An 11,804-nucleotide genomic window follows, 5' to 3' on the forward strand; every position below is an offset into this window, starting at 1 on the left:
CGCGGCCCGGTGGCTCCGTCCCGCGCAGTTCCCCGCGCCCCTGGTGCCCTGCGGGCGGCCCGGCTGTGCGCCGTGGGGGTTGGGGGTCTGCTTCCGTCTGCGGCCCGGTGGCTCCGTCCCGCGCAGTTCCCCGCGCCCCTGGTGCCCTGCGGGCGGCCCGGCTGTGCGCCGTGGGGGTTGGGGGTCTGCTTCCGCCTGCGGCCCGGTGGCTCCGCCTCGCGCAGTTCCCCGCGCCCCTGGCGCCCTGCGGGCGGCCCGGCTGTCCGCCGCGGGGGTTGGGGCCCTGCTCCCGCCTGCGGCCCGGTGGCTCCGGCCCGCGCAGTTCCCCGCGCCCCTTCGGGCGCTTGTGGGTCGCCCGCTTTTCAGCCGAGCCAGCCGGTCCCACCCAGGGGCGCGGGGAACTGCGCGACCAGCCGACCACGGTCCGCACGGGGGATCGGCCGCTCGCCCTCACGGCGCGGCCCCGCTTTTAGGGGCGCGGGGAACTGCGCGATCAGCCCCCGCCGTCCGGCACGGGGGATCCGGCGTTCGTCCTCGCGGCGTGGCCCCGCTTTTAGGGGCGCGGGGAACTGCGCGATCGGCCCCCACCGGCCCGCGCCCGGCGATCGAGCAGCCGGCCCCCCGCCGGGCGGTACCCGGCAGAATGGCCCCCATGGCCTCCACCACCCTCACCGTCGGGTTCGACCTCGACATGACGCTCATCGACTCCCGGCCGGGCATCCGTGCCTGCTACCTGGCACTGGCGGAGCGCACCGGCGCGTACATCGACGCCGATCTCGCGGTCACCCGCCTCGGGCCGCCGCTCGCCGATGAGCTGATCCACTGGTTCCCGGCCGAGCAGGTGCCGGCGATGGCCGGTCTGTACCGGGAGATGTACCCGTCCATAGCCATCGCCGCGACGCCCGCCATGGCCGGCGCCCGCGAGGCGATCGACGCGGTGCGGGCGGCCGGCGGCCGGACGATGGTGGTCACCGCGAAGTACGAGCCGAACGCCAAGCTGCACCTGGCCCACCTCGGCATCGAGCCGGACGTGGTCGTCGGCGACCTGTGGGCGGAGCAGAAGGCGGCGGCGCTGCGCGAGCACGGCGCCGCCGTGTACGTCGGCGACCACGTCGGAGACGTGCGCGGAGCCCGCGCCGCGGGTGCGTTTTCGGTCGCCGTGGCGACCGGCCCCTGCCCCGCCGACGAGCTGCACGCGGCCGGCGCGGACGTGGTCCTGACGGACCTGTCCGCCTTCCCGGCGTGGCTCAGCGGCTACCGCGAGGCGCCCGGGGACACCCCCCGCGCCTGACGCCGCCCGGCGGCGACGGACCGCAGGACACCTGCGCCCGCGACGAGAAAACCGACGGCCATGAGCATGCTCAGACCGAACATGTAGGTCGGAAAAGGCTTCGCCCCGAAGAACAGCGGGGCCACCGTGACGAGGGTGGCCACGGCTCCGAGGAAGAAGACGACCGCACCGGCGCGGATCAGCCGGTCACCGGGCGCGGCGGAATTCGTTTGGGTTTTGTCACGCACCGGACCAGGGTAGTTCCCTGCCCGAGAGAACAACCGGGGGACGTCTTGTCACCCGCCCGAAGACCATTAGCCTTGGTAGCGCTTGGTAGCGGCGGGTCATGGTCGACCCGCTCTACTGCTATCAAGAGCCGTTTCCGAAGTAGTTTTCCCGACGAGTACGAGGACGAGGACAGACGTGCCTACCGGCAAGGTCAAGTGGTTCAACAGTGAGAAGGGCTTCGGCTTTCTCTCCCGCGACGACGGCGGCGACGTCTTCGTCCATTCCTCTGTTCTCCCCGACGGAGTCGATGTACTCAAGCCGGGCCAGCGCGTGGAGTTCGGTGTCGTCGCCGGTCAGCGCGGTGACCAGGCCCTGTCGGTGATCCTGCTCGACCCGACGCCCTCGGTCGCCGCCGCCCAGCGCAAGAAGCCCGACGAGCTGGCTTCGATCGTGCAGGATCTGACGACCCTTCTCGAGAACATCACGCCGATGCTGGAGAAGGGCCGTTACCCCGACAAGGCCTCCGGCGGGAAGATCGCCGGCCTGCTCCGCGCGGTCGCCGACCAGCTGGACGTGTGACCTCCGGAGAAACCTCAGGGAAAAGCGAGTGCGTCCGGGCCGAGGGGCGGAACGAGCCCCTCGGCCGCCGCACGGCTGAGCAGCCCGCGGACCGCCGCATAGCCGTCCTCGCCGAGGTCGGCGGTGAACTCGTTGACGTACAGCCCGATGTGCTGGTCGGCGACGGCCGGGTCCATCTCCTGGGCGTGGGCCATGACGTACGGCCGGGAGATCTCGGGGTCGTCCCAGGCGGCCCGCACCGACGTACGGACGGAGTCGGCGAGCAGCGTCAGCGCCCCGGCGCCCAGTGAACGCTTGGCGATGATGGCGCCCAGCGGGATCGGGAGACCGGTGGTCCGCTCCCAGTGCTCGCCCATGTCGGCGAGCTTGTGCAGCCCGTAGTTCTGGTAGGTGAACCGGGCCTCGTGGATCACCAGGCCCGCGTCCACCTTGCCGTCCCGCACGGCCGGCATGATCTCGTGGAACGGCATGACGACGATCTCGCCGACCCCGCCCGGCACGGTCTGCGCGGCCCAGAGGCGGAACAGCAGATAGGCCGTCGACTTCTCGCTCGGCACCGCGACCGTACGGCTCTTCAGGTCGGTCCCGGGCTCCCGGGTGAGCACCAGCGGCCCGCAGCCCCGGCCCAGCGCGCCGCCGCACGGCAGCAGCGCGTACTCGCCGAGGACGTACGGCAGGACGGCGTACGACACCTTCAGCACGTCGAACTCGCCGCGCTCGGCCATGCCGTTGGTGAGGTCGATGTCGGCGAAGGTCACGTCCAGCGCGGGGGCGCCGGGGACCCGGCCGTGGGCCAGGGCGTCGAAGACGAAGGTGTCGTTCGGGCAGGGGGAGTACGCGATCTGCAGCGGCTCAGTGGTCATACGGGTTCCAACTCTCCAGTGCGGGCGCGAGCTTCCCGAACCCCTCGGCGAGGGCGGCCAGGGCGTCGCCGATGCGCCAGGCGGCGCGGTCGCGGGGCCCGACCGGGTTGGAGACCGCGCGGATCTCCAGCACGGGCACCCCGTGCGCGGCGGCGGCCTCCGCCACCCCGAACCCCTCCATGCCCTCGGCCAGCGCGCCCGGGTGGCGGGCGCGCAGGGCGGCGGCGCGGCCGGCGGTGCCGGTCACCGTGGAGACGGTCAGGATGGTGCCGGTACGGGCTCCGGTGGCCTCGGACACGACTCGTACGAGTGATTCCGGCGGGCGGTGGGTGACGGTACCGAAACCGAGTTCGGTGACGGCGAGGAAGCCGTCCGCGGTCTCGGCGCCCAGATCGGCGGCCGTGACGGCGTCGGCGACGACGAGCGAGCCGACGGGCGCGTCGGGCGCGAAGCCGCCGCCGATCCCGGCGCAGACGACCAGCCCGTAGGGGCGGCCGGCCAGCGCGGCGGCGGTCAGGGCGGAGGCGGTGCTCGCGGCGGCGAGCGCCGGGCCGACCCCGGCGGCCAGCAGGTCCCAGCCGGACGGCGTACGGCTCAGCGCCGCGCCCGGCAGCGGTACGTCCTCGGCGGGTCCGGGCAGCGCCCGGGCCACCGCGTCCCGCTCGACGGGGACGGCGGTGGCGACAAGGACCGGCGCGGACGTCGTGATCAGCCCTTCTTCAGCTTGAAGGCCCAGAAGCCCTGCCTCGCCTTGTCGCCCATCTGGATCGTGAGCGTGTTGGTGGAGCCGCCCGTGCCGTACTGCTCCGAGAAGAACGCCCCGTAGGGGAGCGTGCGGTACGTCTGCTTGCTGATGTCGCTGAACGGGCGGCCGTTGACCAGCACGACCCAGCCCGCGTCCGCGATCTTCGGGTCGACGCCGATGCGGACGGTCTCGTCCTGGCCGACCTTGATCGACTTCGCGTCACCGGCCTTCTTGACGCACTTGTCCAGCGACTTGGCGTCCAGCGCCTTGCCGTCGTTGTAGCAGAGGGCCTCGGAGTTGACCGAGGTCCCGTCGACGGTGATCGTCGCGACGGGAGACGGCTTGTCACAGGCCGAAAGGACGAGCAGTCCGGCGGAAACGGCACCGGCGACGGCGACGGCGCGGCGGCGTCGCACAACGGATTGCAGCGTGGTCATGGCGGAAGGCTATCGGGCGCCCGGAGCGGTCCGCCCACGTGGGGTGCGGCGTGCCCGGTTCGTTACGCCAGGTGCCGTCAGGCCACCCGGGGCCGTGCCCGGCCGCCGTGCCGTGCCGCGGCGAGCAGCCCCCGCAGCGTGCCCAGCCAGCCGACGGCCACGAACGCGGCTCCCACCAGCAGTCCCACCGTGCCGTTCAGCGGCATCACGATGCCGACCGCGCCGCCGAACACCCACGCCATCTGGAGCAGCGTCTCGGAGCGGGCGAACGCCGAGGAGCGCACCAGCTCCGGCACGTCCCGCTGGATCAGCGCGTCCAGCGCCAGCTTGGCCAGCGCCTGCCCGAACCCGGCGACCGCGGCGAGACACGCCACCAGGAACGCCCCGAAGAACAGGGCGGCGACGACCGCGGCACCGAGCACCACCGCGACGACGGTCACGATGATGACCTCCGGGGCGCGGGAGCGCAGCCAGGCTCCCACGGCCGTCCCCAGGGCGTTGCCCGTGCCGGCCGCGACCCCGACTATGCCCAGCGACACCGCCGCGCTCTGCCCGGTCAGCGGGTGCTCGCGCAGCAGGAAGGCGAGGAAGAAGATCAGGAAGCCGGACAGGCAGCGCAGGGCGGCGTTGGCGCCGAGCGCGTGGGTGACGGCGGGCCCCACCGTCCGCAGCCCCGGCCGCTTGGCCTGCTGCCCGGGCAGCGGCCCGCGCGGACGGCCCTCCTCGGCCGCGAGCAGCGCCCTGTCCTCGCCCTTGGCCGAGTCCACGGCGGGCGGCAGCGAGAACGACAGGAACGTACCCCCGACGAAGATCACGAAGGCGCCGTAGAGCGGCCAGGGATCGCCGAGCACATGCAGCCCGGCCGCCACCGGCGCGGCGGCCCCGGTGGCCAGCAGTCCGGCGAGGGTGACCCGGGAATTGGCCTTCACCAGCGAGAACCGCGGCGGCAGCAGCCGCGGTACGACGGCGCTGCGGACCACGCCGTACGCCTTGGACGCCACCAGGACGCCCAGCGCCGCCGGATACAGCTGGAGGCTGCCGCTCGCCACCGCCCCCGAGATGATCAGCGCGAGCAGTGCCCGCGCCAGCATCGCCCCGGCCATCGCCGCGCGCCGCCCGTGCGGCAGCCGGTCCAGGAGCGGCCCGATGACCGGGGCGAGGACCGTGAAGGGCGCCATGGTGATGGCGAGGTAGAGCGCGACCCGCCCGCGTGCCTCGTCGGTCGGCACGGAGAAGAACACCGTCGACGCCAGCGCCACGGTGATCATGACGTCCCCGGCGCCGTTCACCGCGTGCAGCTCGATCAGCTTGCCGAGGCCCGACTCGCCGGCCCCGTGCGCGTGCGTGGCCTTGCGGATCCCGCGCGCCGCGCCGGTGAACGGAAAGTGCAGGGCACGGCCCATCGCGCGGACGGCACCGCCCACCCGGCCCGACCCGCCGCCCCGACCACTCGCCCTGTCCGCGGCTGCCACGACGTTCATAGTGCCCCGAGATCCGGCCGTATAGCGCGGATCCGGCGCGTACGGCCGCGTCAGGATCCCCGCCGGGGCCCCCGCGGGTTCCGGTCGGACCCGGCTGGTGGGCGGGTGGGAAAAACGACGAATCTCGTCCGGTGTAGCGTGCCTATCTCAGCCATAACGCAGAATAGATGGCAGAGGTGCGCCCAGGCGTGCGGATGCAGACGTCGATGCGGTCCCCAGGTCCGCTCCGTCCGCGAAACCGCCGGAGGCAGCCGCACTCGACGAGACGGCGTAGGAGAGAAGCGATACCTGTGAGCGCAGCGACCACGCGAAGCCGCACCCCCGACCGCCTGTGCGCCGAGGCCGTCGACCTCGCACGCGCCGCCGCCGAGGAGGCCGCCGCACCCGGCGTGGTCGGCGAGCACGCCGGCCTGGTGTCGGAGGGCGACCGTGTCGTCACGCACTTCTTCGCCTGCAAGGAACTCGGCTACCGGGGCTGGCGCTGGGCCGTGACGGTGGCCCGCGCCTCCCGCGCCAAGATCGTCACGCTGGACGAGGCGGTCCTCCTGCCCGGCCCCGACGCCCTCCTGGCCCCCGAGTGGGTGCCGTGGAGCGAGCGGCTGCGCCCCGGCGACCTCGGCCCCGGCGACCTGCTCCCCACCGACCAGGACGACCTGCGCCTGGAACCCGGCTACACGGGCGAGGAGGAGCCGCCGCCGAACTCGGTCGTCTCCGAGGAGATGCGGGAGCTGGCGGAGGCCGAGGACGCCGACGTCACCGCGGGCGCCCCCGCCGTCCAGCCGACGCCGAAGCGCGGCTCGATCGCCGCGATCGCCGAGGAGCTGGGCCTGCGCCGCGCCCGCGTCCTGTCCCGCTACGGCCTGTACACCGCCGCCGACCGCTGGGAAGAGGCCTTCGGCCCCAAGACGGCGATGGCCCAGGCGGCCCCGGCCACCTGTCTGACCTGCGGCTTCCTCACCCCCATCGGCGGCTCCCTCGGCCAGGCCTTCGGTGTCTGCGCCAATGAGTTCGCCCCGGCCGACGGCCGCGTGGTCTCCCTGTCCTACGGCTGCGGCGGCCACTCGGAGGCGGCGGTCATGCCCAAGCCCCCGCAGCCCGCGCCGCCGGTCATCGACGAGATGAAGGTCGACGCGTTCCCGCTGCGCCCGGCCCGTGACTCGGGCTCGGTCCCGGAGGCGGGCGACGAGGAGACGGCGGAGCTGGGCCACTCCTGACCCACGCGGACCTCGGCCCACACGGTCTTCCGCGGGGCCGGGCCGAGCGCCGTACCCCAGCGCTCGGCCAGCGTGTCCACGAGGATCAGCCCCCGCCCCGAGTCGTCCTCGGCCCCCGCACGCCTCCGCTCGGGCAGCCGGTCACCGCGCGTGTCCGTCACCTCGATGCGGAGGGTCCCGCCGACCGCGTACAGCGTCAGCCGGAAGTTCCGCCCGGCCACCCGGCCGTGACTGGCCGCGTTGGCGGCTAATTCCGCCACGATCAGCTCCGCCGGGTCCAAGGGCAGCCCCCAGGACCGGAGTTGCTCGACCGCGAGCAGCCTGGCCTGCCGTGCGCCGTGGGGCGTGGCGGACAGCCGTGCCGTGAAGTTCGGGATGGGGGTGGAGATTTCCTGGTTCACATCACTCAGCGTGGCCGCCCCTGCTTACCTGTGAAAAGTCACGGAGCGGTTGCGTACGGTCACTGTCCTGGCGTTGTCCGGGGGTGTCCCGACTGTCGAAAGGGGTGCGGCGGCGTGAGTGAGGAAGAGGAGCCGGGCTGGGAGGTCGAGCCGGACGACGAGTGGGGGCTCGCGGTCACCGCGACGGTGGGACGCCAGCTGAAGCTCCGCCGGGAGGCGGTGGGGATGCGCGCGGCGGACTTCGGCAAGGCCGTGGGGTACGGCGAGGACATGGTCTACAAGGTGGAGTCCGGGAAGCGGATTCCCAGGCCGGAGTACCTGGACAAGGCCGACGGGGTCTTGAAGGCGGGCGGCTTGCTGGCGGCGATGAAGGAGGACGTGGAGAAGGTCCGGTATCCGAAGAAGGTGCGGGACCTGGCGGAGGTGGAGGCGAAGGCGGTTGAGATCGGGGTGTACGTCTGCAGCAGCGTTCACGGTTTGTTGCAGACGCCGGAGCACGCACGAGCCCTGCTGGAGTGCTGGCAGCCTCCGTATTCATCCAAGGATCTTGAGCGACGAGTAGCTGCTCGCATGGCTCGCCAATCAATCTTCGAGCGGACGCCTGCGCCCGCCCTCAGCTTCGTCCTGGAGGAGACGACGTTGCGCCGCAAGGTTGGGGGCACAATGGTGCGGCAACAGCAGTTCGAACGCCTGCTGGAGATTGGGCGGTTGAACAACGTCGTGCTTCAAGTGATGCCGTTGGACAGCCCGCCGCACCCTGGCATGAGCGGAAGGATCGAGTTGCTCAAGTTCGAGGACGGCACGGCTGTCGGCCGCTCCGACGGCGCGTTCAACGGTCGTCCGGTTTCGAATCTGCGTGAGCTGCGCGTCCTTGAGCTGCGGTACAGCACCATCCGGGCGCAGGCTCTTCCGCCGGGGGAGTCGTCAGCCCTCATCGAGCACCTGCTGGGAGAGACATGATCCGCTGGTTCAAGAGCAGCTACAGCGATGGCAATGAAGGCGACTCCTGCGTCGAACTCGGCCTGGACTGGTTCAAGAGCAGCTACAGCGACGGCCCCGACGGCGACTCCTGCATCGAAGTAGCCATCGCCCCCACCCCCACCACCATCCACATCAGAGACTCCAAGCAGACCGGCGGAGACGTCCTCACCGTCGCCCCTGCCACCTGGTCGGACTTCGTCTCGTACGCCGCCCGGAACTGAACTCAGGACCCCTCCGTCAGCTCGGCCTCGTGCACGATGTGCAAGGTCTTGTCGGAGCCGGTGCGTTCCAGGCGCAGCCTGGCCGTACGGCCGTCCAGGGTCAGCGTCATCAGCTGGTTGCCGAACCAGGGACCGCCCCGCTTGCGCCACCGGACCGGAGGCCGCCCGCACCGGCCGTGGCGGGACACCAGCCGCCCCAGCAGGCGGGCCGCCCCGCTCCAGCCGAAGCGGAAGCCGACCCGCATCATCCGGGGCACCGAGTTGTGCACCGGTGAGCAGGTGAGCTGGTGCACGGGTATCCCGGGGTCACCGGACCGCCAGGACGCCCGCGCGACGTAGCCGTGGTGCACGTCCCCGGAGAGCACGCTGATGCTCGCCGGGGCGCCCGGCGCCGACCCGGCCTCCGCGATGAGGTGGGCGAGGTCGGCGAAGGAGCGGGGGAAGGCCGCCCAGTGCTCCAGGTCGGCGGCGCGGCGCAGCCACTCGCCGAAGCGGGCCCAGCGCGGGCCCCGCTCCCCGGCGCACAGGGCCGCGTCCCACGCCTCGGCGTCGTGCACCAGGTGCGGCAGCAGCCAGGGCAGCGAGGTGCCGATCAGCAGATGGTCGTAGGCCCCCTCGTCGTCCAGCACCTGGGCGCGCAGCCAGTCGGCCTCGCCCGGGTCGAGCATCGCGCGGCTCTCCTCGGCGAGGACCCGCGCGGCCCGGGAGTCGACCATCACCACCCGGACCCGGCCGAAGTCGCGCCGGTAGCTGAAGCGGACCGCGGCGGAGTCGGCGTCGGCCTGCTCGGCGAAGGCGCGCAGCGCGTCCGTGCCGTCCGGTGCGGCGCGTACCGCCGCCCAGGTCGGGTCCTCGGCCAGCTCGGCGGGGGAGAGGTTGCCCAGGTGCTGGTGGACCCAGTAGGACATCAGGCCGCTCAGCAGCCGCCGCTGCCACCAGTCGGTGGCGCGCATGTCTTCGAGCCAGGCGGCGGAGGTGTTCCAGTCGTCCACGATGTCGTGGTCGTCGAAGATCATGAAGCTGGGCACGGTGGACAGCAGCCAGCGGACCTCGGGGTCCAGCCACGATTCGTAGTAGAGGTGGCAGTACTCCTCGTAGTCCGCGACCTGGCTGCCGGGCGGCCGGTCGAGATCGCGGCGGCCGGCCAGCCAGCGCCGGGTCTCCTCGGAGGTCTCGTCCGCGTAGACCTGGTCGCCCAGCAGCAGCAGGACGTCCGGGCGCTCCGCCCCGGGGTCGGCCGCGAGCCGGATGGCGAGGGTGTCCAGGGCGTCGGGGCCGACCGGGTCCTTGCCGTCCGCCGGGGGCGCGGCCCAGCGGCACGAGCCGAAGGTGACCCGCAGGGCCTCGCCGGTGCCGGGCGTCCGGATGACGGAGGGCGGGAAACGGGAGTCGGGCAGCGGCCAGACCGGGGTGTCGTCGAGGAACACCTCGTAGGACGGTGAGCCGCCCGCCGCGAGGCCGGTCACCGTGACCAGCGCGTAGTGGTGCCCGGCCACCTGGAACGTGGGGGCCGCGCCGCCCGCCCCGTCCGAGCAGACCACCCGGGCGGTGCAGGGGCCGCTCGTCTCGACCCACACGGTCGCGCACGAGCCGTCGGTGTATCTGAGCACGGGTCCAAGGCGCAGTTCGGCCACGCGATCCGCCTTCCTGTCTCGCGGAGTCCGGAAAGGAACGGCCGTGCCGACCGTACCGGCCCGGCGGTCCGCGGGAGCCCGCCGGGCATGTACCGCGTCTGCCACCGTCCGGCGCGGGCATGCGCACAGAGGCGGGCGGACGCCGCCCGCGGGGAGGGAGAAGCAGACCATGGGGACGGCGGAGCACGTACCGCAGACACGGGACATGATCGGGGAGGAACTCTCCGGCGACGAGGCGTTCGCCGCGCTGCGGCGCTACGGGGGCGTACGGCTGCTGCTCGACGCCTTCTCCCGGTTCCGCTACGCCGACGGCTTCACCAACGCGCGCGCCCTCGGCTTCCAGATCGTGCTGGGCATGATGCCGTTCACCATCGCGCTGGTCGGCCTCGCCTCGGCCGCGCACACCGAGATCGTGGGGCGCGTCATCGAGCTGACCCTCGGCCGGATCGTGCCGGGCGGCGGCTCGGACGTGGTCCAGGACGCCCTGCGCGGCACCCGCCGCACCGCCGGTTCCGGCACCTGGGGCACGGTCGCGCTCTGCCTCGGCCTCCTCTTCTCCGTCGTCAACCTGGCGTCGGCCATGGGGCAGGTCGAGCGGGGCGCCAACCGCATCTACGGCATCGAGCGGGACCGGCCCTTCCCGCGCAAGTACGGGCGTGCCGTGCTGCTCGCCGTCGCCGCCGGGCTGCCGATGGTGCTGGGCTTCCTGGTACTGGTCGCGGGGCAGCCCGTCGGTGCCGCGACGGCCGAGGCGCTTGGGCGGGCGCACCCCCCGGCGTGGTGGGGCGCCCTGGAGATCCCGGTGGGCACGGTCCTGGCCTGGATCGCCTCCGCCGTCATCTTCCGCTGGTCACCGCGCCGGGACCAGCCCGGCTACACCTGGCTGGCGTTCGGCTCCGCCGTCCACCTGGTGCTGTGGGTGGCCGCGACCCTGCTGCTGGCGCTGTACGTCTCCCGCAGCGGCTCCTTCGGCGCGGTGTACGGGCCGCTCACGGCCTTCGTGGCGCTGCTGCTGTGGGCCAACCTGACGGGGATCGCGCTCTTCCTCGGCATCGCGTTCGCCGCGCAGCTGGAGGCGGCCCGCGCGGACGTGGGCCGGCCCGTCCGGCCGGACCCCGGGCCGGGGTCCTGACACCGGCCGGGGGTCCTGGCGGGGCTCTCGGGGCCTGGCGGGGGCCGGCCCCGGCGGGCGGCGCGGGTCAGGCGCCGACGACGCGGCGCACGTTGTCCAGCGAGCCGCAGCCGGCCTTCAGCTGACGGCCGCGCTCTTCCAGGAAGGCCGCGCCCAGCTCCTCGCGCCGCTCCATCGCCACGTTCTCGCGGGCCCCGTTGAGGATGGTGCGCTCCTCCTCGTCGGTGTGGTGGTTGACGGCCTTCACCAGCTCCTCCAGCTTCTCGTCCCACTCCTCGGAGCCCACCTCCTCGACCTGGAGGAGGTCGAGCAGCGCCTTGTTGCCCTCGTCGTGCTCGTGCTCGCCGTGCTCGACCTCCTCGTCGTCGATGTTCCGGTACCGCTTGAGGGCGGGATACACCTCGGACTCCTCGGCCTGCGCGTGGGCGATCAGCAGCTGGGAGAACTCCTCCAGCGCGGCGGCCCGGTCGGCCTCGACGCTCCGCATCCGGTGGAAGAGCTCCTCCATGCGCCGGTGGTCCTGGAGGATCAGCTCGACGACGTCCTGTGTCCTGGCCATGCTGACGGCACCTCTTTCGGGTCTTTCGCGTGACGGGGTCCAGCCCCTACCGCCTACCC

Annotated in this window: 13 protein-coding genes and 1 pseudogene; 6 read left to right on the top strand and 8 right to left on the bottom strand. The window is 72.9% G+C overall.

What is annotated here, in order from left to right; genetic code table 11:
* Positions 1-652 precede the first annotated feature (652 nt).
* A complete protein-coding gene (locus tag ACF073_RS15965) occupies positions 653-1,291 on the top strand; it encodes an HAD family hydrolase (RefSeq protein WP_392070289.1) in 639 nt (212 codons plus the stop codon).
* Here ACF073_RS15965 and ACF073_RS15970 read toward each other — a convergent pair.
* Positions 1,255-1,518 carry a hypothetical protein gene (locus ACF073_RS15970; protein ID WP_392070291.1) on the bottom strand — a complete coding sequence of 88 codons (264 nt, stop codon included), beginning with the start codon at positions 1,516-1,518 and terminating at the stop codon, positions 1,255-1,257. The two genes, ACF073_RS15965 and ACF073_RS15970, sit on opposite strands and share 37 nt — an antisense overlap.
* Positions 1,519-1,693: 175 nt before the next feature.
* Here ACF073_RS15970 and ACF073_RS15975 point away from each other — a divergent pair, with 175 nt between their 5' ends.
* A complete protein-coding gene (locus tag ACF073_RS15975; protein WP_392070293.1) occupies positions 1,694-2,077 on the top strand; it encodes a cold-shock protein in 384 nt (127 codons plus the stop codon).
* Between the two features lie 14 nt (positions 2,078-2,091).
* Here the strand turns inward: ACF073_RS15975 and ACF073_RS15980 are convergent, their stop codons facing one another.
* The 4 genes from ACF073_RS15980 to ACF073_RS15995 all read right to left on the bottom strand — a co-directional run bounded on the left by ACF073_RS15980 (position 2,092) and on the right by ACF073_RS15995 (position 5,603).
* Entirely contained in the window at positions 2,092-2,940 is an 849-nt protein-coding gene (locus tag ACF073_RS15980; RefSeq protein WP_392070295.1) for a 1,4-dihydroxy-6-naphthoate synthase, read from the bottom strand.
* Positions 2,930-3,649, bottom strand: a complete 720-nt coding sequence (locus ACF073_RS15985; protein WP_392070962.1) for a futalosine hydrolase — start codon at positions 3,647-3,649, stop codon at positions 2,930-2,932. Before ACF073_RS15985 ends, ACF073_RS15980 begins: the two co-directional genes overlap by 11 nt.
* A complete protein-coding gene (locus ACF073_RS15990; RefSeq protein WP_392070297.1) occupies positions 3,649-4,122 on the bottom strand; it encodes a DUF2771 domain-containing protein in 474 nt (157 codons plus the stop codon). The genes ACF073_RS15985 and ACF073_RS15990 overlap by 1 nt, the downstream gene beginning before the upstream one ends.
* Before the next feature lie 77 nt (positions 4,123-4,199).
* Positions 4,200-5,603: an MFS transporter gene (locus ACF073_RS15995; protein WP_392070299.1), complete on the bottom strand. Its 1,404-nt coding sequence runs from the start codon at positions 5,601-5,603 to the stop codon at positions 4,200-4,202.
* 290 nt (positions 5,604-5,893) lie between these two features.
* On the opposite strand from ACF073_RS15995, the gene ACF073_RS16000 reads away from it, so the two are divergent.
* Positions 5,894-6,817: a DUF3027 domain-containing protein gene (locus ACF073_RS16000; RefSeq protein ID WP_392070301.1), complete on the top strand. Its 924-nt coding sequence runs from the start codon at positions 5,894-5,896 to the stop codon at positions 6,815-6,817.
* A gap of 119 nt (positions 6,818-6,936) precedes the next feature.
* Here ACF073_RS16000 and ACF073_RS16005 read toward each other — a convergent pair.
* Positions 6,937-7,218, bottom strand: a pseudogene (locus ACF073_RS16005) (ATP-binding protein); the annotation flags it as partial.
* 114 nt (positions 7,219-7,332) lie between these two features.
* Between ACF073_RS16005 and ACF073_RS16010 the strand changes: the two are divergent.
* Positions 7,333-8,178 carry a helix-turn-helix domain-containing protein gene (locus ACF073_RS16010; protein ID WP_392070303.1) on the top strand — a complete coding sequence of 282 codons (846 nt, stop codon included), beginning with the start codon at positions 7,333-7,335 and terminating at the stop codon, positions 8,176-8,178.
* Positions 8,175-8,420 (top strand): DUF397 domain-containing protein, encoded by a 246-nt coding sequence (locus ACF073_RS16015; protein ID WP_392070305.1) that lies wholly within the window; start codon positions 8,175-8,177, stop codon positions 8,418-8,420. The genes ACF073_RS16010 and ACF073_RS16015 overlap by 4 nt, the downstream gene beginning before the upstream one ends.
* Positions 8,421-8,422: 2 nt before the next feature.
* On the opposite strand, the gene ACF073_RS16020 is transcribed toward ACF073_RS16015, so the two are convergent.
* Positions 8,423-10,054 (bottom strand): alkaline phosphatase D family protein, encoded by a 1,632-nt coding sequence (locus ACF073_RS16020; protein ID WP_392070307.1) that lies wholly within the window; start codon positions 10,052-10,054, stop codon positions 8,423-8,425.
* Between the two features lie 169 nt (positions 10,055-10,223).
* Between ACF073_RS16020 and ACF073_RS16025 the strand changes: the two genes are divergently transcribed.
* Positions 10,224-11,186 (top strand): YihY/virulence factor BrkB family protein, encoded by a 963-nt coding sequence (locus ACF073_RS16025; protein WP_392070309.1) that lies wholly within the window; start codon positions 10,224-10,226, stop codon positions 11,184-11,186.
* A gap of 67 nt (positions 11,187-11,253) precedes the next feature.
* Here the strand turns inward: ACF073_RS16025 and ACF073_RS16030 are convergent, their stop codons facing one another.
* A complete protein-coding gene (locus tag ACF073_RS16030; protein WP_392070311.1) occupies positions 11,254-11,745 on the bottom strand; it encodes a hemerythrin domain-containing protein in 492 nt (163 codons plus the stop codon).
* Between the last annotated feature and the right edge of the window lie 59 nt (positions 11,746-11,804).

Origin of the sequence: Streptomyces sp. NPDC015171 (genome assembly GCF_043079545.1) — a bacterium.
Taxonomy (GTDB): domain Bacteria; phylum Actinomycetota; class Actinomycetes; order Streptomycetales; family Streptomycetaceae; genus Streptomyces.

Bases quoted from the DNA above. Each gene is read 5' to 3' on its own strand.
- ACF073_RS15965 (WP_392070289.1), top strand. From the start codon at position 653: ATGGCCTCCACCACCCTCACCGTCGGGTTCGACCTCGACATGACGCTC.
- ACF073_RS15980 (WP_392070295.1), bottom strand. From the start codon at position 2,940: ATGACCACTGAGCCGCTGCAGATCGCGTACTCCCCCTGCCCGAACGAC.
- ACF073_RS15990 (WP_392070297.1), bottom strand. From the start codon at position 4,122: ATGACCACGCTGCAATCCGTTGTGCGACGCCGCCGCGCCGTCGCCGTC.
- ACF073_RS15995 (WP_392070299.1), bottom strand. From the start codon at position 5,603: ATGAACGTCGTGGCAGCCGCGGACAGGGCGAGTGGTCGGGGCGGCGGG.
- ACF073_RS16015 (WP_392070305.1), top strand. From the start codon at position 8,175: ATGATCCGCTGGTTCAAGAGCAGCTACAGCGATGGCAATGAAGGCGAC.
- ACF073_RS16025 (WP_392070309.1), top strand. From the start codon at position 10,224: ATGGGGACGGCGGAGCACGTACCGCAGACACGGGACATGATCGGGGAG.
- ACF073_RS16030 (WP_392070311.1), bottom strand. From the start codon at position 11,745: ATGGCCAGGACACAGGACGTCGTCGAGCTGATCCTCCAGGACCACCGG.